Genomic DNA, 21,589 nt, shown 5'->3' on the forward strand with positions numbered 1-21,589 from the left:
AGTTATGAGTGACAAGCAAACCAAGTGCCCTGAATGCCAAACTGTTTATAAAGTATCCGTTGCGCAGCTGACCGTTGCGCAAGGGATGGTTTGTTGTCCTAAATGCGACAATACCTTTAATGCTCTTTCGCATTTGGTATTTGCCTTTCCTCAAAATAAAAACTCAGTCACATCACAATTACATCACATTCAAAACCGCAGTTTTATGCAGGCAACTGCTGAACTTGCGCAACCGCAACATATTTTAGATATTTTTCAGCGTAAAGTTGAACATTCCAATATTGATCTGAAAACCTATCTGAATAACCTCAATTATTTCAGTACTGAACCGATTGGCAACATTCCTGCCATGAAGTTGTCTGCGCCTGATCTTGAAAGTGAAAAAAAGCATGGCAATGGTTACTACTTACTTTGGGGAATTATTAATCTTTTATTGATTGGCTTGTTGATCTTCCAAATTTTGTGGTTTAACCCAAAGTTTTTAAACAGCAGCCCTGCACTGAATTCTGTGTTTACCCAAGTCTGTCAATTTTTTAACTGTAGCAGTTTAGAAGAACGCTATAGCTTAATTTCAGCAAATCGCGTGAAGGTTAAACGTGTAGATCGTATGAATACACAATTTACGGGTGAGCTGATCAATTACTATGATAAAAGCTTGGCTTTGCCTAATATCAAAGTCACTTTAAAAGAAAAACAACAAACATTATCGACTTACATCTATTCCCCACAGGAGTATTTGGTCGAAAGTCTTTCGAGCATTCAACGTATTCCTAAAAACAGTCCATTTAAGTTTGACATTTTAGTTCCAATATCACGAAACGACTTCGATGCCTATACTTTAGAAATTATCAAGCCTTAATTCACAAAAAAATAGTGAAAAAATAGCGAAAAAAATTAAAAAAATTGCAGTTTTCTTGCTCACTTTTTCTCATACAATGGTATCATACGCGCCACGAAAGCTTTGTGCTGCAAACTCCTCGCAAGATTCACAACAAATATAGATCTGTCTAATGCGCTTTATTTTTATATATCGCGTACAGAGTAGATTTTTTGTTTTGATTTTGGTCTGTAACAATTATTAATGTATTGTTACGCTTAAATTTCGACCAATGCCTAGAGTTGTGGCAAGCTAAATGTTCCAGTTTTAGAACTTCCCGTTTTAGGATCTAAAACGGAGTTCATTTAATTTATAGACCACATTGATATATCACTTTATCCCAGTGATATCTGATTTTCGGATTAATTCGCATGAATAGCAAATCTCCTATTTTTACTGCACAATCTGATGTTGCTTTACGTATTCACGTAGATCGCGCAGTTCGCCATTATTTTGCACAACTACAAGGTGAACAACCTTCACAAGTGTATGACATGGTGTTAGCAGAAATGGAGAAACCTCTTTTATCTGTTGTTCTTGAATACACTCGCGGTAACCAAACACGCGCTGCTGAAATTCTTGGACTAAACCGTGGTACTTTACGTAAAAAGTTAAAAGCTCACGGTTTAATGAGTGAATAAGTGATAAAATGCTTGCGACCTCCGCAGGCATTTTTTTTACCTGCATTTTGCTAGTTTGTTTTAATCTGTAATTGAAAACTGTGACGAAGATCATGACTATTAAACGCGCTTTAATCTCTGTTTCTGACAAAACAGGTATTGTTGAATTTGCACAAGACCTTGCTGCTCTTGGGGTAGAAATTTTATCTACTGGCGGTACTTATAAGTTGCTTAAAGACAACAATATTGCTGTCGTAGAAGTATCAGAGCATACTGGTTTCCCTGAAATGATGGATGGTCGTGTAAAAACGTTACACCCAAAAATTCATGGCGGTATCTTGGCTCGTCGTGGTCTAGACGAAGCAGTCATGGCAGAACACAATATTGATGCCATCGACTTGGTTGTTGTTAACCTTTATCCATTTGCTGCGACTGTTGCAAAACCAAATTGTTCACTTGCAGATGCGATTGAGAACATCGACATTGGTGGCCCTACTATGGTTCGCGCTGCAGCGAAAAACCATGCTTCTGTAGGTATTGTAGTAAATGCTTCTGACTATGCGACTGTTATTGCAGAAATGAAAAGCAACGGTGCATTGTCTTACGAAACTCGTTTTGATTTGGCAGTGAAAGCATTTGAACACACTGCACAATATGACGGCATGATCGCCTCTTACTTAGGTGCACGTGTAGGTAAAGAAGAAGGTACTGCTGACCAATTTGCACGTACATTCAATACACAATTGAACAAAGCGCAAGATTTACGTTACGGCGAAAACCCGCATCAATCTGCAGCGTTCTATGTAGACCCTGCTGCAACTGAAGCTTCTGTTTCTACAGCGAAACAGCTTCAAGGTAAAGAATTATCTTATAACAACATTGCAGATACTGATGCCGCACTTGAATGTGTGAAATCATTTGCAAAACCTGCTTGTGTGATCGTAAAACACGCGAACCCATGTGGTGTTGCTGTATCTTTAGACGGTATTCAAGCGGCTTATGACCTTGCTTATGCAACTGACCCTGAATCTGCATTTGGTGGCATCATTGCGTTTAACCGTGAGTTAGACGTTGCCACTGCACAAGCGATTGTAGACCGTCAATTCGTTGAAGTAATCATTGCGCCTAGCATTGCAGATGGCGTACTTGAAGTGACTGGCGCGAAGAAAAACGTACGTGTACTGGTATGTGGCGAACTTCCTGCGATTGATGCACGCGCTCCACAAATGGATTACAAACGTGTCAACGGCGGTTTATTGGTTCAAGATCAAGACTTGGGCATGATCACTAAAGATGACTTAAAAGTTGTGACCAAACGTGCACCAACTGAACAAGAAATTGACGACATGATCTTTGCTTGGAAAGTTGCGAAATACGTAAAATCGAACGCAATTGTTTATGCAAAAAACCGTCAGACCATTGGTGTTGGTGCAGGTCAAATGAGCCGTGTAAACTCTGCTCGTATTGCTGCCATTAAAGCAGAACATGCAGGTTTAGTGGTTGAAGGTGCAGTAATGGCATCTGACGCATTCTTCCCATTCCGTGATGGTATTGATAACGCAGCTAAAGCTGGTATCAAATGCATTATTCAACCGGGTGGTTCTATGCGTGATGAAGAAACGATTGCAGCAGCAGATGAAGCTGGTATTGCAATGGTCTTCACTGGCATGCGTCATTTCCGTCACTAATTAAACTCATTAATTAGAAGTCGTATTTAATAATCCTCCGAAATCCCCCTTTTTTATAAAAGGGGGACTTTTCACGTAAGGGAACTGTGTTTTTATGCACAATCTCCTTCCTTTTCAAGGGTGAAAAGCATAGCTTCGCTAGGGGGATTTTATTCTTTGAGGGATTTTTAGATGAATATTTTAGTTTTAGGTAGCGGCGGTCGTGAACATGCGTTGGCATGGAAAATCGCACAAGATGACAAAGTCGCTAAAGTCTTCGTTGCACCGGGTAATGCAGGTACGGCAACAGAAAACAAATGCGAGAATGTAGCGTTAGATATTCAAAATAACCCTGCAATCATCGACTTTGCCAAAAATAATGCTGTTGATTTAATCATTGTTGGCCCTGAAGCACCACTGGTCAATGGTGTAGTAGATGCCTGCCGTGAAGCGGGTTTAAAAATTTGGGGCCCAACCCAGTTTGCTGCACAGCTTGAAGGTTCTAAAGCCTTTGCCAAGCACTTTTTAAAACGTCACAACATTCCAACTGCATTCTATGACGTATTCACCGAAGTTGATGCGGCAAAAGCATTTGTTGAAAAAAATGGTGCTCCAATCGTGATCAAGGCGGACGGTCTTGCTGCAGGTAAAGGCGTGATCGTGGCGATGACCAATCAAGAAGCATTTGATGCAATTGATGACATGCTAGCAGGCAACAAATTTGGTGATGCAGGTTCACGTGTAGTCATTGAAGAATTCCTTGCAGGTGAAGAAGCTTCTTTCATTTGTATGATTGATGGCGACAACATCCTTCCTATGGCAACTTCACAAGACCACAAGCGTATTTTTGAAGGCGACCAAGGTCCAAATACTGGTGGTATGGGTGCATACTCTCCTGCCCCTGTCGTGACTGCAGACGTATTTGAAAAAACCATGAATGAAGTGATGCGTCCTACTGTTGAAGGTATGAAAAAAGACGGTCATGTTTATACAGGTTTCTTATACGCAGGCTTAATGATTGACGACAAAGGTCAACCAAAAGTGATCGAGTTTAACTGCCGTTTTGGTGACCCAGAAACACAACCAATTATGATGCGCTTAAAGTCATCTTTGGTAGATTTGGTTGAAGCAGGTATTGCTGGCAACTTACCTGCCGAAGCAGACTGGGATGAACGCAAAACTGTCGGGATTGTATTGGCGACTGCGGGTTACCCTGAAACTTCAGGCAAAGGTGATGTGATTTCTGGTTTAGAAACACAAATGGCAGATGCGAAAGTATTCCACGCAGGTACAGCAAGCAATGCCGATGGTGAGATTGTGACCAATGGTGGTCGTGTACTGTGTGTAACTGCGCTCGGTAATACCATTGGCGAAGCGCAAGCTAAAGCCCTTGAACTGTGCGAAAAAGTTACCTTTGATGGTGTGCAATATCGTAAAGATATTGGCTATCGTGCCATTGCTCGTGAAAATGCTTAAAATTTTTAGTTTAGCCTAAAAATTTAAGTCCATAAAAAAGCTCGTCACTGTACGAGCTTTTTGTTTATCAGGTTGTAACCCATGTACATTGTGATGATCTACGTTTATAAAATACTTTAGATCAATAAACATGCAAAAAATAAAAAGCTTCAAAGAATTTTTAATTTCAATATTCGTTGAGTTTACATTGCAAATACTTTTTATTTTTGCAGGATTAATATATTTGGCTTATGTTTTTATAGGGATAGGTTCATTGTTACTCTGTTTGCCTTATATATGGGCGATATATTATCGTTGGAAAAATCATTCATAACTTCTTTTATGTATTTACAGCCATGTTCTGATTCTTGTAACTAAGCCGATTTCATACCGACAATTTCATATCTCGTTTTTTACTATCGATTGCAGAATAAATTTTAAAGCACCTAAATATTTAAACACTTGTTCAAATCCTTAATCTTTACAGAATATATTTATTTATAAGAACTTATTTTGACTTATTCGCTTTCTGTTGTAAAACAGTGATATGCATAACATACACAGCACTATATAGAATTATTTTTTATTGTTATGATGGTGCATCTTTTGAAAAAGTGAATTGCCCATCCATCTCAAAATTATTGATTGAGCTGTGGGCTGACTTTTTCAGTACTCAAACAATACCTACAACATATTTGAGAAACATACAAAATCATCATCATGCGATTCCATCCATCGTGCTGATTTGATTCTTCTCAATCATTGGCAACTTTAGGCACTGCTTAAACTTGCTCGGGATATATTCATGAAAAAGCTCCTTGGTCTTGTACTTGGTCTTTCAGTTGGCTTGGCTGGCTGTGGCAAACAAGAAGCGCCTGCGACTGACGCGGCACAAAAAGATTCTTCTGCTCTACACACTGTCACTATGGCATCGACTGGTTCAGATGCAGATATTTGGCGTTTTATTGCCGACTTACCTGAAACCAAAGCAGCAGGTATTCAACTTGAAGTGAAAAACTTCACCGATTACGTGTCAATGAACACGGCGGTAGCAAATAAAGAAATTGATCTTAACGCATTCCAATCTTATGCCTATATGGTGGCATTTAATGCCAACAATAAAGATCAAATTGCACCAGTAGCGACAACTTACTTAGAGCCAATGGGTATTTACTCAAGCAAAGTGAAAAAGTTGGATGAGTTCAAAACAGGTGCAACCATTGCTATTCCAAATGATGGTGCCAATGAATCACGTGCACTGTTATTACTTCAATCGGCTGGTTTGGTTAAACTGAAAGATGGTTTTGACAATGTTCAAGGCACGCCTGCAGACATCGTAGAAAATGCTAAGCAAATTCAAATCAAACCAATTCAAATGGCAACGGCTGTACGTGTAAAAGATGAAGTCGATGCAATTGTCTTGGGCAACACCCTTGCAATGGAAGGTGGTTTGAACGTACTGAAAGATTCAATTTATTACGAACCAATTGACCAAAGCACAAAAATGAATGTCAATATTCTCGCGACTGCTGCAGATCGTCAAAATGACCCAATCTTGCAAAAAGTAGGTGCGTTGTATCATACCGAAGCGGTGAAGCAATATATTGATCAGCACTTTGGCGGAACAAAAGTTGCGGTAAATAAACCTGTCAGCTATTTCACTGAAGCAGCAAAATAGTAATATAATGCGTTAAACAAAACAGGCAAAGCGAACTTTGCCTGTTTTTTCATTTATGGACATTTCTTGACGATATGATTGAATTTAAAAACATTTCAAAGCACTATCAGCTCAAAGGTCAAACACTGCGTGCGTTGGATCAAATTAATCTACAAATTCCAACAGGCAGTATTTTTGGCATTATTGGCTATAGTGGTGCAGGTAAAAGTACGTTAATCCGCTTGATCAATTTGTTGGAGCGTCCAAATGCTGGGCAAGTCATCATTCATCAAAAAGATTTTACTGCACTCAATGCCCGTGAATTGCGTCAAGAACGTGCCCATATTGGAATGATTTTTCAGCACTTCAATTTATTGCAGACCAAAACTGTGGCTGCCAATATTGAAATGCCGATGAAACTGTTAGGCTGGAACAAAGCCAAACGTGAAAAACGTTTAAATGAATTACTTGAGTTTATTGATTTAAAACATAAAAAAGATGCCTATCCTGATGAACTTTCAGGCGGACAAAAGCAACGTGTCGGTATTGCGCGTGCGCTAGCCAATCATCCTAAAATTTTACTCTGCGATGAAGCGACTTCGGCACTTGATCCGCAGACTACCAAATCTGTACTGGAATTACTGAAAAAAATTAACCGTGAACAAGGCATTACCATTGTAATGGTGACGCATGAAATGGATGTGATTGAATCGGTTTGTGATTATGTTGCAGTGATGGAACAAGGCAAAGTGATTGAAACAGGTTCAACCTTGGAAATTTTTAGTCAGCCGCAACACCCGACCACTAAAAGCTTCATTCAAACTGTGTTGCAGCAACAATTGCCTATCAATATTTTGAATAATCTGGAAAATCAAAATCAGCACAGCATTTATTGTCTGAAATTTTTAGGTAAATCGGCTCAGGAAACCGTGATTCAAGCTATCATTAAACAGTTTGATATTAGCCTGAATATTTTATTTGCCAATATGACCGAAATTGATGGTGCTGTGATTGGGCAAATGTTCATTCAATTACTCGGTGATACAAACGTCATTCAACAGGCGCTTGAGTTTCTGAAAGCCAATGGCGTTGAAGTTGAACAGTCAGGAATACAAGCATGAGAGATTTAATTGTACAGTGGCTGACTTCGGTAACCACACCTTTCTGGAAAAGCTCTTTATCTATTGACCAATTTGTTACGGCCTTACAAGAAACCTTTCATATGGTGTTCTTTGCCATGTTGTTTGGTTGTATCTGGGGCTTTATTCAGGGCATTACCCTTGTAGTGACTCGTCCGACAGGTATTTTACCAAACCGTGTGATTTATCACGGACTCAACCCGATTGTAAATGCACTGCGCTCCCTGCCCTTCATTATTTTATTGATTGCGGTGATTCCGCTGACTAAATTTTTAGTGGGTACATCCATCGGAACTTGGGCAGCCATTGTACCGCTGACCATTTATGTCGGCCCGTATATTGGTCGTTTGGTAGAAACTTCACTACTTGAAGTCAATGAAGGGATTGTCGAATCTGCACAGGCAATGGGTGCTACACCATTACAAATTATCTTCAAATTTATTTTACCTGAAGCACGCAGCTCACTCATTTTGAACCTAACTACAGCCACCATTAGCTTAATTGGCGCAACTGCGATGGCAGGTGCAGTCGGTGCTGGTGGCATTGGTGACCTTGCTATTTCTTATGGTTATCAGCGTTTTGATAGTAGTGTCGTGATGCTAACCGTGGTGGTCTTATTAATTTTAGTGCAATTGGTGCAAAGTTTAGGTGACTGGTTATCTAAACTCAGATAAATCTTTCATCTACACATCAGAAATAGATTCATCATTTAACCCCTTGCTACTCATAAGAGCATGTAAGGGGTTAAAACCGTACTCCTTCTCCATGCATGCTTGATTCACACCATATCAACATCCCAAAAACTGAAAATTTGATATACGGTCTAGGTCATCGAAAACCGTAGGAAAAACTTTGCAGCATGTTTTGTCTTGAGCAGAGCATGCTAAAATAACCCGTGATTTTTTAAGGGACTGATTCATGCGCTTTGTTCATTTAGGTATACATACAGAATTTTCGATTACCGAGTCGATTGTACGCATACCTGACTTGATTAAAGCTGCAGTCAATGAAGAAATGCCTGCTTTGGCATTGACCGATCTCTCTAACCTACACGCTGCCGTAAAGTTTTATGGCAAATGTTTGGGGCAAGGCATCAAACCGATTTTAGGTTCAGTGCTGCGTTTAAATGATGCCGATCATCGTGTGACGCTATTGTCGATGAACAATCACGGCTGGCGCAATCTGACCGAACTGGTGTCGCGTGGCTATATTGAAGGTCAGCAACTCAATATCCCTTGCGTCAATAAAGCATGGATTTTAGAACAAGCCGATGATCTGATTCTGTTACTCGGCATTCAAAGTGATGTCGGCAAAATGCTGATCACGTCCAATCCACAAAAAGCCGAACCGTTGCTAGAAGAATGGATAGAAAAATTTGGTAATCGGGTCTATTTGGCGCTGACCCGTACAGATCGTCCCGATGAAGATGCTTTTATTGCCGAAGCGGTTAAATTAGCTAAAAAATATAATATTGGCGTGGTGGCACATAATGATGTGCACTTTGTCCGCCGTGAAGATTATGAAGCGCACGAAGCGCGAGTTTGTATTGCCGATGGTTATGTTTTAGGGGATAACCGTCGTCCTAAAACGTATAGTCCTGAGCAATATTTTAAAACTACTGCAGAAATGACGGAATTATTTTCCGACATTCCAAGTGCTATTGAAAACAGCTATCACATTGCCAAACGCTGTAACGTCACGCTGCAATTGGGTAAATATTTCCTTCCAGATTATCCAATTCCAGACGGACACACCATTGATACCTACTTCGCGCACCTATCCAAACAAGGTTTAGAAGAACGTCTAAATGTGCTCTATCCTGTCACACAGCGCGATGAAGACTGGGCAGAAATTCGCAAACCTTATGATGAACGAATTGAATACGAAATTAATATTATTAACTCGATGGGCTTCCCGGGTTACTTCCTCATCGTCATGGACTTTATTCAATGGTCTAAAAATAATGGCGTACCTGTTGGGCCGGGTCGTGGTTCAGGCGCAGGCTCATTGGTCGCTTATAGCTTAAAAATTACCGACTTAGACCCATTGCGTTATGAACTACTCTTTGAACGTTTCTTAAACCCAGAACGTGTATCCATGCCCGACTTTGACGTCGATTTCTGTATTGCAGGACGCGATAAAGTCATTGATTATGTGGCACGCACCTATGGACGTGATGCGGTATCACAAATTGCCACTTTCGGTACTATGGCCGCCAAAGGTGCGATTCGAGATGTCGCACGGGTTTTGGGCAAGTCTTATGGTTTGGCAGACCGTATTTCTAAACTGATTCCAACTAAACCTTTAGGGCTTAGTTTGGAAGAATCAATTGAAGCCGAACCACAGCTGAAAGATGTGGTGACCAATCCATCTAACCCAGACTATGACGATGCTTCAGAAATTTGGGAAATGGCTTTAAAACTTGAAGGCATTACCCGCAACACAGGCAAACACGCAGGTGGTGTGGTCATTGCACCAACCAAAATCACCGACTTTTCTGCGGTTATGTGCGATGCTGATGGAACCGCCCGTGTTGCACAATACGATAAAGACGATGTTGAATCGGCAGGTTTGGTCAAATTTGACTTCTTGGGTTTACGTAACCTGACGGTTATTGAAGATGCAGTACAAAATATCAATAAACGCATCCAAGCCGATACACCGCTAGATATTGCCCATATTCCATTGGACGATAAAGATGCCTATTTAGTCTTTGCCAATGCCAACACCACAGCGGTATTCCAGTTTGAATCCGTGGGCATGAAAAAGATGCTGAAAGAAGCACGCCCAAGCAAATTTGAGGAAATTATTGCCTTCGTGTCCTTGTATCGTCCTGGCCCGATGGATCTCATTCCAGACTTTATTCACCGTATGCACGGTGGCGAGTTTGAGTATCTGCATCCTTTGCTAGAAGGTGTGCTTGAACCAACCTACGGCATTATGGTTTATCAGGAACAGGTAATGCAGGCGGCACAGTATTGTGCAGGCTATACCCTCGGTGGTGCGGACTTACTACGTCGTGCTATGGGTAAGAAAAAACCTGAAGAAATGGTGAAACAGCGCCAAATCTTTATTGAAGGTGCTGCGAAAAAAGACATTGATGCCGCCACAGCCAACCATATTTTCGACTATATGGAAAAGTTCGCAGGCTACGGTTTTAACAAATCCCACGCGGCTGCTTATGCCCTCGTTGCCTATCAGACGGCATGGCTGAAAGCACATTACCCTGCCGAATTCTTGGCTGCGGTAATGTCGTCGGAAATGCAAAACACCGATAACGTGGTGTTCCTGATTGATGACTGTCGCCACAATGGTCTGGAAGTTTTACCACCTTCGGTAAATATGTCTTTGTATCATTTCCACGCCAGCGATGAACGCACCATTGTCTACGGACTTGGCGCAATTAAAGGCGTGGGCGAACAAGCCATGCAATCGGTGATTGATTCTCGCCAAAAAGAAGGCCCATACCGCGATTTATTTGACTTCTGTCATCGTATTGATTTGAAAAAAATCAACAAACGAACCCTTGAAGCCTTAATTCGTGCGGGTGCATTAGACTGTTTAGGCATCGAACGCTCAAGTTTAATGGCACAATTGCCAGAAGCGGTACAAGCGGCGGAACAAGCACGTTCCAACCGTGAAACAGGCATCATGGATTTATTTGGTGAAGTTGAAGAAGTACAACGTAAGCCTGCCAAACCTGTAAAACCATGGTCAGATGAAGTCCGACTTAAAGGTGAAAAAGACACACTTGGACTTTACCTCACTGGTCACCCGATTGATGTCTATCGCAATGAATTAAAAGCCTTTATTCCAAGTAAAATTAATGAACTGACGCCAACCCGTCGTGGCGTGACCACCGTCTTTGCAGGCTTGGTGGTGGATGTCGCCAACTTCCCAAATCGGATGGTGGTCACTTTAGATGATGGTACGGCACGTATTGAAGTATCTGCCAACCATGAGCGCTTCCAACGCTTTAAAGATATTGTACAAACTGAAAAAGTGGTGGTGATTGAAGGCGAAATTTACGAACGTGAAGGTTTTGACCGCCCAATGGGACGCTTAACCAAAGCGTTTAGCTTGAATGAAATTCGTCAAAAACGCGCCAATAGTATTCAAATTCACTTGCATGCAGAACATTTAAGCAAGACCTTGAGTCAAGACTTACAAAATATGTTGCTGCCTTATTGTAATGTGGATTTATGCACGCATATTCCTGTTTTATTGCACCTTGACTATGCTTATGCCACTGCAGAATTACATTTGGGCATTCAGTGGAAAATCGCACCCTTAGATGAAGCCTTGGTCAAATTGCGTGACTATTTTGGTAAAGAAAGCCTGCATATCGAATATCAAGTGAAATCCAAAGCCGCGAAAGCTGTCGATGTGGCGAAACCTGCATCGATTGCTCCACCACCTGCTGATATGAGCATGGATGATGCTATGGATTTATACCATACCGAAGTTGATCAATATTCTTAATTAAAAATTTAACCCATCTGGATTTGTTATGAGTCAAACCGACAATGCAGCTGTTGCCGCACACCTCTCCCACGTGCGTATTGTCATGGTGAATACCACCCTGCCTGCCAACATCGGTAGCGCCTTACGCGCCATGAAAACCATGGGGCTATGTAAATTGGTTTTGGTTGATCCAAAAACCTATCCGCATCCAGATATTGATACTTTGGCGGCAGGTGCAACCGATTTAATTGAACAGATTGAAGTGGTTGAACAGCTCGAAGATGCAATTGCCGACTGCCATTTGGTCTTTGGCACCAGTGCACGTAGTCGTACTATTCCTTGGCCACTCTTAGATGCACGCCCTGCGGCAGAAAAGTCGTTAAATGCTGTGGCACAGCATGGGCAAAATGTTGCCATTATTTTTGGACGTGAAGATCGTGGTTTAACCAATGAAGAGCTGGCTTTGGCGAATTATCACGTGACGATTCCTGTCAATGAAGAATATGGTGTGCTCAATGTTGCTCAAGCCATTCAAGTGATTTGCTATGAAATGCGTATGGCTGCCATCGATATTGTCGGAAAAATTGCCGATCCTGCAGCGACGATGCAAGTGACAGATTCTGAAGCGATGCAATGGGATGAACCTTTGGTCAACCATGAACAAATGCAACAGTTCTATCCACATTTAGAAAAAATGCTGGCAGAAATTGAATTTATGGATCCAAAAAATCCACGATTATTGCCTTTGCGCTTGCGTCGGCTTTTCGGACGTATACAATTAGATCGTATGGAATACCATTTACTTCGCGGTATTTTTAGCCGCGTACAAGCAATGAATAACGGTTCATGGAAAAAATCTACATCAACACAGGACGAGGATCAAACTAATGCTTAAACAGCTCAAAGAAGACATTCAAGCTGTCTTCGCGCGCGATCCTGCTGCTCGAAATACACTTGAAGTCTTAACCACTTATCCAGGAATTCACGCTTTAATTATGCATCGTGTGGCGCATGAATTATGGAACAAAGACTGCAAGGGGTCGGCACGTCTACTCTCGTCATTTAGCCGTTTTGCTACAGGAATTGAAATTCATCCCGGTGCAAAAATTGGTCGTCGCTTTTTTATTGACCATGGCATGGGCGTGGTGATTGGTGAAACTGCTGAAATTGGTGATGATGTCACCTTATATCATGGCGTGACTTTAGGCGGCACAACGTGGAATAAAGGCAAACGTCATCCAACTTTGGAAGATGGCGTAGTAGTCGGTGCAGGCGCGAAAATTCTAGGCCCATTCACCGTACATAAAAATGCCAAAGTTGGCTCTAATGCGGTTGTGACCAAAGAAGTACCTGAAGGCGCAACTGCTGTGGGTAACCCTGCGCGCTTTATTATGAAAAATAAACCTGCCGATGATCAGGAAGCACGTCGTCGTGATTATGCTGCCAGTATTGGTTTCCAACCTTATGCAGCAACGCAGGACCAATCTGACCCAGTATTGGACGGCATGCGAGTATTACTAGATCGCTTGGAACAAAATGAAAAACGTATGAATTTATTATGTCAGCGTCTCTCTTTACTTGACCCAAGCTTTAAAAACCCACAGCAAAATGAACAACCTTATAGTGCAGAAGAATTAAAAATAATTGAAGATGTTAGACGTGAGTGTGAAGCACAAAGTAAATAGGGCTGTTTATTTGATCAATCCTACATACTTAAAAAAACTTCGTATCACTGTGTAACTAAGCCCCCTCAATTGTATTGCATGTTCGGAACAGATTTCTTAGACTGACCGACATGCAATATTTTAATCCGACACAATCACCTCTCACTTTTAAAATAAATTGAACGGAAGAACACCATGACCCTTAAGCCTTTGGCACTCAGTATTCTAGCCGCAACGCTCGTTAGCGCCTGTGTTGCACCACCAAAACAAGAAGTAAAACCACCTATCGTATTTACCGAACCTGAATTAAGTGCACCATTCTATGCCTTAAATCCATTTAATTATGATGCCCCACCACCATTTGAAATTAACCTACAAAAAGCAGCAGCCGAGCCTGTGACTAAAATGGTGGTTACTAACCCAAATGATCCAAGCAAAAGCATTACCTTAGATCAAAACAAATTGATTGTACCTACGGTCAATAACAATGCCCGTAGCTTGAAGTTTGCAGTTTTGGCAGGTGAAAACGAAATTGACATCACCGAAATTGATGACTTCTTACAATTGGTCGAAGGCAAAGCACGTCACTATCCACCACGTTTTAGCGAACGTCAGGAACGTCGTGGTTTCGAGGCAAAGCTCAAAGAATTGACTCAACAATTAGACACTTTGGCAGCCAATGAAAATGCCTCTTTTGATATTTTGATGCGTGCATTTAAAGCCAGTGTTATGGCACGTAATCTAGACTTAGGCTCTGTTTACACCACACGCTCACTTAACTATGCGCAGCGTATCTTAAAAATTAATCAGGAAGATGCCGAAGCGAATTTCTGGTTTGGTTTCGGTCTGTCTGAAGGTGGCGGTCATCGTGAAGCCATTCCTTATTTAGACAAAGCCATGAAAGCAGGTGTGCAGGAAGCTTATTTGTCTGCGGCAAACAATTATATTGCCATGGAACAAAAGAAAAATGCAGTACAAACTTTGAAAAACTATAAAATCAAATACCCGCAAGAAGCCGAAGTGGCTGACCGTTTGATTGCTGAAATTGAAAAGCAAGGTCGCTGGAATGTGTGGCAAGTGATCGCACCACGCACTTAATAAAAAATCGATACAAAAATACCTAAAAATAGACCGTTTCGACGGTCTATTTTGCTTTCTACGCAATTGAAAAAGCTTTAAAAAAACGTATGATGGAAAAAAATCTTAAAAATTAAGCCAGACTTTCCATGAATAAAATTGTGATTGCTGCATTGCTCAGTACAACACTGCTGTCTGGTTGTCAGGTGGTCAGTGTTAAAAATCAGGCGTTAAAAGTTAGTATTGCCAATGAACGTGATAGTATTTTATCGCGCAAAAAACTGAGTGAAGCCAGTTTAAATGTCTTGTCGATGACAGGACGTGAAGCCAATATTTGTGCCGAAAAACCTGAAGAATGTGTAAGTGCACTCAAACAAATCCCGCAAATTCAAGATGAACAACTGCTCTCAACCGCCAGTGAATTATATTTAGCGAAAGCGATTGAACTGGAAAATTCATCGTCCTGTAAAATCAGTATTCTGAACAGCAAAAGATCGGAAGAACAACAAAAAATTCATCAGGCCAATTATGAACAATGTTTAGATCAGCAATTGCACATGCTCGATCAAAGTATTCGTTATAGTTACGCCTACATGTTTAAAACCAAACGTGCGCCGCAAGACCGTCTTTTTGATAACAGACAAGTCCAAATTCGGGATTTTTATAATCAGGCGATTGCCAAATTGGTCAGCAGCTATGCGCTGCGCTATAAACACGATGAATTGCAACAACAAATTCGTGTTGGCAACAGCATTTATGACATTGATTTTGAGTACTACCCGCAGCTGAAACAACAAAAAATTCAGCAGTTGATGTCAACCTATAACCTGAACTTTTCGGGTTTGCGCTCGGTCACGCGCCGTGATGGTTTTGGGTCTGAATTTCTGGTGGTATTGCCTGAAAATCCAAACGATGATCTGAGCAAAAGCAAATATATTATTGATCCGCTAAAATATGATTATCCTGCAGGAAAAAATCCAAATATTCACCAAGCTCGCTATTTAGCCGCGACAATCACTGCAGAACCACATAGCGCCAATTCCATTGAAGATATTTTGAATCGGCCGCATTTTAAGCTCAAGGCTTATGATCCGTATAAATATGAATCTGCCCAAATTGCACAAAAGAACTACCCGCTTGCAGCTAACTTTTCTGCACCTTATGGCTTGTGGTTAGCGCAAAATAATTTAGGTAAATCGGCTTATTTATCCTTAATTGATCGTGAAGAACGACTCAGTATGCCGCATTTGTACTTACTTGAGCCGTATAATCCGAATAAAAAAGTCATTGTCCTCATTCATGGTTTGGCCAGTAGCCCCGAAGCGTGGATTCGCTTAACCAACGATATTATGGGCGATCCTGTATTGCGGGAAAACTTTCAAGTCTGGCAAGTGTTTTACTCGACCAATATGCCAATTTTAGAAAGCCGTTTCCAAATTTATGCCTTGCTTCAACAAGGCTTTAAACAGGTCAGTCCTTCTGCTGCAGCCAAAAAAGATGCTGTAGTAATTGGACACAGCATGGGTGGTATTTTGGCACGTTTGTTGGTCAGCGATACTGATTTAACTCAACCTGCCATGCAAATGCTTAAAAACCGACGTCTGGAACGCTTTAAATCTGATCCTTTGTTGCAAGCACGTTTGCGCCTTAAACCCATCACCAATTTTAACCGTGCAATATTCTTGGCTGCACCGCATAAAGGTACAGAGTTTGCAGACCGCTGGTTCACCCTTGCAGCACGTAAAGTCATTCGCTTACCGACTGCATTTTTAAGCGCGTTTGCGGATACCTTGCAGCAACATGAAGTCGATTTAAAAAATCTAACCAAAGAAATTGGGCATGGCGTCATTCAAAATGGACCGAGTGATTTAAGTAAAAATTCCAAATTTACGGAATTAACTGAAGATATTTTGCCTGTCAAAGGATTTAAATATCACAGTATTATTGGCAATAATACCGACAGCACTGAGCATCTGTTAATGAATGACGATGTGGTGCATTACAACAGTGCCCACTTAGATGGCGCTGTTTCAGAAAAAATTATTAAAGGCGGACATTCCATTCAGGAAACGCCAGAAGCTGTATTGGAACTGCGACGTATTCTTAGATTACATTTGCAAGATTTAGGCTTGTATAAACCGTAATCCGTCACGGCAAATAAAAAACCGAAGTCTAAGTGGCTTCGGTTTTTTATCTATCATGCTATTTTTTAGCAGCATTATAGCGGTGCTTGTCCCCAATAGGCTTTGGTCAATAAAGCCTCTAATTCGGCATAGTCATATTCACGTGGATTATAATATGGACTATCACAGATAATACGTGCCACTTGGGCAGGTGCTGTTTCGGGTAATCCTAAATCTTTAAGTGCCATTGGAATATTCAATTTTTGGTTAAGCTGATAAATCGCCAAGCCTAACTGTTCCCGATCTGACACATTTAAAGCCGCTGCCAGTTGATTCATTGCAGCAATATCTGCATGTCGGTTGTAATGCACTGAATACGCCAACACAATGGCGTGGGTTTGCGCATGTGGTAACTGATAGCGTCCGCCCAAGCTATGGCAAATTTTATGATGAATTGCCATACCCACCGAACCCAAACACACACCTGCCAACCATGCGCCATATAAAGCATGTTCACGTGCCTGCATATTATGAGGCGCTTGCACAATTTCAGGTAAAGCCTGTGCCAGTTGAGTAATCGCCTCTAGCGCCATTAAACTTACAATGGGATTTTTATCCTGTGCATATAATGCCGCAACTGCATGTGCCATCGCATTCATACCCGAACATACCGAAATTTCAGTGGGTAAGTTGAGTGTCAATTCAGGATCATAAATCACTACTTTAGGCAAAACTTGAGCTGCTTTGCCTGTGGTTTTCAGCTGGTTTTCGGTGATGCCATACACCGCAGTCATTTCACTACCTGCATAAGTGGTCGGAATTGCAATAATCGGTAAATGGGTTTCTAAAGCAATTGCTTTGGCTAAACCAATCGCAGAGCACCGCCGAGTGCCAAACAGCAATCGACCTTTAAACGCTGCACATCTTGAATGGCTTGATCGGCAACTTCTTTTGGCACATGCATCACCGCATGAGGATAGACCGCTACAGCCATGTCTTGGATTAGTGCCAATAAACGCTCGCCTGCGGCTTTTTGCCCTGCAGTGGCAATAGTTAAAATACGCCTATAGGTATAAGATCGTAAAATCTCTTGGATTTTTTGCAGATGACCTACGCCAAAATGAACATTGATTGGCAATACCTGATAATGGAATGCTTACATGTTATTAAACTTAAATATTGTCTTTAGATTTTAATAGCATTTAACTATGACTAGGCTGCTGAACAGCCCAATTCTGCAACGCTGCTTTGCAAATATTCAAATAAAACTCAAAACCAACTGTTTTGCTGTAAACACAAAAACCCATGATCGCATGGGCTTTTGGATCATTAAAATTAAATGCGATGAATCATCTATCAATTTTAATGTAAAGAAAACTTATACTTTTGTGCTTAGTCTATTTCTTTTAGGCACACTGCAGACAAAATTGGAATACCAAAACATGGAAGCAACAATAAAATCCAGTATTCCACGACGGTAGCTTCACCACTGATCATATTGATGAATAATCCACCAATGATTAATACCGCTGCAATTAAACCCAGAAAAATTCCAAAAAATCTTGCAGGCATTTGACGTCCCCTGAACAATCGAACAAAAGTGTTAGATCTAGTATATACCTTATAGTTGAATAAGATATGACTTTTTGATCAATTGATGACTTAAATTTTATTAGGATTTAAACACCTGATTTAAAATGTTTTTATAGAAAATCACAACGATATTCGATCAGACACATTTCCTAACAATAATAAAATCTTATTAAATATATAATATTATATTATATAAACTCAAAATAAATGAGTGTGGATGAATGAAAACACCAGATCAACTAATCACTGAAGCCAAAAGTGAAATTACAGAAATTAGCGTGCAAGAATTGCATGAAAAATATTTGCAACATCCCGATATTATTTTGATTGATGTACGAGAACCTGAAGAACATCAGGCTTGTGCAATAGACCGTGCAGTGAATTTTCCACGCGGCATGTTAGAAATGAAAATTGCACAACACCCTGTAGTAAACCACTATTGCGATGTTGAACGTGCTCTTACCAATCTGGCTGAACGAGATATTTACTTACTTTGTGGTACTGGTGCGCGTTCTGCACTTGCCACTCAAGCCTTACAAAGAATGGGTTTCGAGAAAGTCTATTCAATGCAAGGTGGTATGCAAGCTTGGCTGGAAGCAGGTTTTCCGACAGTTTCTTTTACAAGATGATACTAGGGTCTGTTGAATGCTTAAATAATGCTCAATATTAGGTTAAATATTAATTAAAACTTCGTGTAATACTTCAATATTTATCATTGTCATTTTTGTTATAGTATTACATGAATAAATTGAATAAAAGATTGATACAGTGTTTATGATGTGGGGCAGATTGCTAGGATTATTTGCAATCTTGTTACAAGTCGCTGTGTTCCTACAGCCTTTATTACCAGAGAAACAACATTTTTCCTCTGTCTGTGAAACTATTGCCCAAGCATTATTTTTAGAACGCACCGCACCCCATTCTTCGTATTCATCTACACACCATGAAACTGCGACTCATGTTGCATTCGGACTTGAAAGTTCACACGAACATGCATCATCTGAAGATGCGGCGCATACAGATCATGAATGTGAATACTGTCTAGTTTATAGTTTTGCACTACCATTATTTGAAAACAAAATCAGACCAATTTTAGTCCGAACGCAAATTCGGGTTTTGTCTTTTAAAACATCGTTTACACCAACACTATTTCAAACTGAGCCGCTTTTTGTTCTGCCACAAGGTCGTGCCCCGCCCCACTTTGACTCTTGAATTTTCTTATCATTTCTTACAGTGTTGCCATCTTTGCTTCACTCTAAAGTGTAAATTTTGCAGTATCAAATTTATGCAGCTGTAGGACAATACTTATTTTAATAACTCATTGACTTGTTTATTCGACCCTAAGGAGGAGATAACTATGCATCTGCTTCAACACAGTCATAATCATGTGAATCATACTGTAGAGCAAACGGCTTGTTTGGATTTAGCACAACAGATCATTAAAGTTCGGCAAAAAATGAATATTTCACAAACTGAACTTGCGGCAAAATTGTGTATCTCTGCCCGAACTTTAGAAAGTTGGGAACGTGGTGTCCGTCAACCGTCGAGTTCTGCTCAAGCATTGATTCGATTATTTATTAAATCGCCACAATTTGTGTTAGAAAACTTGGCATAAAGCACTTTATGATGATGAATTAAAGCAATGAAAAACAATAAAGAAGCTCCCAAGGGAGCTTCTTTGGTCAAAAGAGTTGAAGCATCATTTTGATATACATATAGAATGAATACCCTTGCTGTTTCATAGCTCTATATTCAAAAATAGAATAAAGATATGAATTTATATTCAAATACAAGAATACAACTTTTCAATATACTGACGCATATATTGTTTTTACTCGATCTATATTCTCATGAAATATCTATCTTCTTTTATCTCAATTGCTGTTATCGCACCTTTGTTTTCAACATCTGCTTTTGCAACAACAGGATATTTCATGCATGCATATAGTGTAAAATCTCAAGGAAATGCAGGCACAGCCATTGCTAATTTTCAGGACAGTTTGACTATTGCAAGCAACCCAGCGGGTTTGAGCTGGTTAGGTAAGCGTGTTGATGCTGGTTTAACTATTTTCTCTCCAGATCGTGAGTCTGAAATTACAGGAAATGGTTATGGAGCAAATGGTCAGTATGATGGCAATAGCCGTAAATACTTTGTAATTCCAGATCTAGGTTATGTTCACCCAGTGAATGAACAAGTCACTGCGGGTATTGCGGTTTATGGCAATGGTGGCATGAATACCAATTATAAAAATAATCCTTATGCAGTTTATGATAATACAGGAAGCGCAGGTATTTCATTAACCCAAGCCTTTATTTCACCTGCTTTATCTTGGAAATATGCAGAAAATCAATCTATAGCCTTGGCTGCAAATATTTTATATCAACGTTTTAGTGCACAAGGTTTTGCTGGTGATGTCTTTGGTGGTGCTTCGTCAAACGGTGCGGCAATTAGCGATCGTGGCAATGACGATTCATACGGCGTAGGTGCACGTATTGGCTGGTCGGCAAAACCAAATGATAAACTGACCCTTAGTGCAAGCTATTCATCTAAAATTAATGCCAGCCGCTTTAAGAAATATGAAGGTTTATTTGCCAAACAAGGTGATTTTGACGTACCTGAAAGCTATGGTGTAGGTTTAAATTATCAACTTACCCCTGCTTTATCAGTCGCGACAGATTACTTACGCATTAATTATTCAGATGTAGATTCTGTTGGCAATAAACTGGATCAATTATTCGCAAACAATAAATTTGGCACAACACAAGGTCCTGGTTTTGGATGGGATGACATCAATGTCTATAAAATTTCAGCGACTTATCAAGCCTCAGAAAAACTGACTTTACGTGCGGGTTATAGCTATAACGATCAGCCTGTTAAAAATGATCAAACCTTCCTAAATATTTTGGCACCAGGTGTGGTACAAGAGCATTTAAGTGTTGGTGCAACTTGGCGACTCGATGATCAACAAAATGTAAGTGTGGCTTATACACACGCACTCAAAGAAACAGTGCAAGGTAACAACTCTATCCCCGCTGATTTTGGTGGTGGCGAAGCCAATTTAAGCATGAGCCAAAATATTTTGGGCGTGTCATATAGTTTGAATTTTTAAATTCTACATAGCTTGAGAGAGGTGGTCCCACTTGTTTGAACAACTAAAAGCGTATTTATAAGTGATATTCCGCTCTAGTTAAGCCACCTTGTTTTGTTGGGGTAGCTGATCATAGTAAAACTCATTTGGTGTCATTTTGTCTA

General features: G+C 40.4%; 19 protein-coding genes. 16 read left to right on the forward strand and 3 right to left on the reverse strand.

Annotated features, from left to right (window positions below; all coding sequences use genetic code 11):
• Nucleotides 1–4: 4 nt before the first annotated feature.
• From FTT74_RS05085 to FTT74_RS05140, 12 genes are all read left to right on the forward strand, one after another.
• Nucleotides 5–859 carry a DUF3426 domain-containing protein gene (locus tag FTT74_RS05085; protein WP_004973129.1) on the forward strand — a complete coding sequence of 285 codons (855 nt, stop codon included), beginning with the start codon at nt 5–7 and terminating at the stop codon, nt 857–859.
• Nucleotides 860–1,248: 389 nt separating this feature from the next.
• Nucleotides 1,249–1,518: a DNA-binding transcriptional regulator Fis gene (gene fis / locus FTT74_RS05090; RefSeq protein ID WP_001086304.1), complete on the forward strand. Its 270-nt coding sequence runs from the start codon at nt 1,249–1,251 to the stop codon at nt 1,516–1,518.
• Between the two features lie 92 nt (nt 1,519–1,610).
• Entirely contained in the window at nt 1,611–3,185 is a 1,575-nt protein-coding gene (gene purH, locus FTT74_RS05095; protein WP_004973127.1) for a bifunctional phosphoribosylaminoimidazolecarboxamide formyltransferase/IMP cyclohydrolase, read from the forward strand.
• A gap of 171 nt (nt 3,186–3,356) precedes the next feature.
• Nucleotides 3,357–4,640, forward strand: a complete 1,284-nt coding sequence (gene purD, locus FTT74_RS05100) for a phosphoribosylamine--glycine ligase (protein ID WP_004973125.1) — start codon at nt 3,357–3,359, stop codon at nt 4,638–4,640.
• Between the two features lie 784 nt (nt 4,641–5,424).
• Nucleotides 5,425–6,297 carry a MetQ/NlpA family ABC transporter substrate-binding protein gene (locus tag FTT74_RS05105; protein WP_096900915.1) on the forward strand — a complete coding sequence of 291 codons (873 nt, stop codon included), beginning with the start codon at nt 5,425–5,427 and terminating at the stop codon, nt 6,295–6,297.
• Between the two features lie 74 nt (nt 6,298–6,371).
• Nucleotides 6,372–7,397 (forward strand): methionine ABC transporter ATP-binding protein, encoded by a 1,026-nt coding sequence (locus FTT74_RS05110; protein WP_179988649.1) that lies wholly within the window; start codon nt 6,372–6,374, stop codon nt 7,395–7,397.
• A complete protein-coding gene (locus FTT74_RS05115) occupies nt 7,394–8,089 on the forward strand; it encodes a methionine ABC transporter permease (protein WP_179988650.1) in 696 nt (231 codons plus the stop codon). Before FTT74_RS05110 ends, FTT74_RS05115 begins: the two co-directional genes overlap by 4 nt.
• Before the next feature lie 244 nt (nt 8,090–8,333).
• Complete coding sequence (dnaE, locus tag FTT74_RS05120) at nt 8,334–11,897, forward strand: DNA polymerase III subunit alpha (RefSeq protein WP_179988651.1); 3,564 nt, start codon at nt 8,334–8,336, stop codon at nt 11,895–11,897.
• A 28-nt stretch (nt 11,898–11,925) separates the two neighbouring features.
• Nucleotides 11,926–12,774 (forward strand): RNA methyltransferase, encoded by an 849-nt coding sequence (locus tag FTT74_RS05125; RefSeq protein WP_179988652.1) that lies wholly within the window; start codon nt 11,926–11,928, stop codon nt 12,772–12,774.
• Nucleotides 12,767–13,564, forward strand: a complete 798-nt coding sequence (gene cysE / locus FTT74_RS05130; protein WP_004973118.1) for a serine O-acetyltransferase — start codon at nt 12,767–12,769, stop codon at nt 13,562–13,564. The genes FTT74_RS05125 and cysE overlap by 8 nt, the downstream gene beginning before the upstream one ends.
• 174 nt (nt 13,565–13,738) lie before the next feature.
• Nucleotides 13,739–14,641, forward strand: a complete 903-nt coding sequence (locus FTT74_RS05135) for an ABUW_2363 family tetratricopeptide repeat lipoprotein (RefSeq protein ID WP_179988653.1) — start codon at nt 13,739–13,741, stop codon at nt 14,639–14,641.
• Between the two features lie 128 nt (nt 14,642–14,769).
• Nucleotides 14,770–16,764, forward strand: a complete 1,995-nt coding sequence (locus tag FTT74_RS05140) for a triacylglycerol lipase (protein WP_004973116.1) — start codon at nt 14,770–14,772, stop codon at nt 16,762–16,764.
• A 74-nt stretch (nt 16,765–16,838) separates the two neighbouring features.
• Here the strand turns inward: FTT74_RS05140 and FTT74_RS05145 are convergent, their stop codons facing one another.
• The 3 genes from FTT74_RS05145 to FTT74_RS05150 form a co-directional block, all read right to left on the reverse strand.
• A complete protein-coding gene (locus tag FTT74_RS05145) occupies nt 16,839–17,645 on the reverse strand; it encodes a maleylacetate reductase (protein ID WP_253103578.1) in 807 nt (268 codons plus the stop codon).
• Entirely contained in the window at nt 17,606–17,881 is a 276-nt protein-coding gene (locus tag FTT74_RS13880) for an iron-containing alcohol dehydrogenase (RefSeq protein WP_253103581.1), read from the reverse strand. Before FTT74_RS13880 ends, FTT74_RS05145 begins: the two co-directional genes overlap by 40 nt.
• Nucleotides 17,882–18,135: 254 nt before the next feature.
• A complete protein-coding gene (locus tag FTT74_RS05150) occupies nt 18,136–18,315 on the reverse strand; it encodes a hypothetical protein (protein WP_004973110.1) in 180 nt (59 codons plus the stop codon).
• Between the two features lie 242 nt (nt 18,316–18,557).
• Between FTT74_RS05150 and FTT74_RS05155 the strand changes: the two genes are divergently transcribed.
• The 4 genes from FTT74_RS05155 (at nt 18,558) to FTT74_RS05170 (ending at nt 21,446) form a co-directional block, all read left to right on the forward strand.
• The gene (locus tag FTT74_RS05155; protein ID WP_096900921.1) at nt 18,558–18,965 is read left to right on the forward strand and encodes a rhodanese-like domain-containing protein; all 408 of its coding nucleotides are present in this window, start codon (nt 18,558–18,560) and stop codon (nt 18,963–18,965) included.
• A gap of 148 nt (nt 18,966–19,113) precedes the next feature.
• Nucleotides 19,114–19,548 (forward strand): DUF2946 family protein, encoded by a 435-nt coding sequence (locus FTT74_RS05160; RefSeq protein ID WP_154321263.1) that lies wholly within the window; start codon nt 19,114–19,116, stop codon nt 19,546–19,548.
• A 145-nt stretch (nt 19,549–19,693) separates the two neighbouring features.
• Nucleotides 19,694–19,951, forward strand: coding sequence for a DNA-binding transcriptional regulator (locus tag FTT74_RS05165; RefSeq protein WP_004973099.1), 258 nt, complete (start codon nt 19,694–19,696; stop codon nt 19,949–19,951).
• A gap of 235 nt (nt 19,952–20,186) precedes the next feature.
• Nucleotides 20,187–21,446 carry an OmpP1/FadL family transporter gene (locus tag FTT74_RS05170; protein ID WP_179988654.1) on the forward strand — a complete coding sequence of 420 codons (1,260 nt, stop codon included), beginning with the start codon at nt 20,187–20,189 and terminating at the stop codon, nt 21,444–21,446.
• The last annotated feature ends 143 nt before the right edge of the window (nt 21,447–21,589 follow it).

The organism is Acinetobacter sp. YH01007, assembly GCF_013420425.1.
Lineage (GTDB): Bacteria > Pseudomonadota > Gammaproteobacteria > Pseudomonadales > Moraxellaceae > Acinetobacter > Acinetobacter towneri.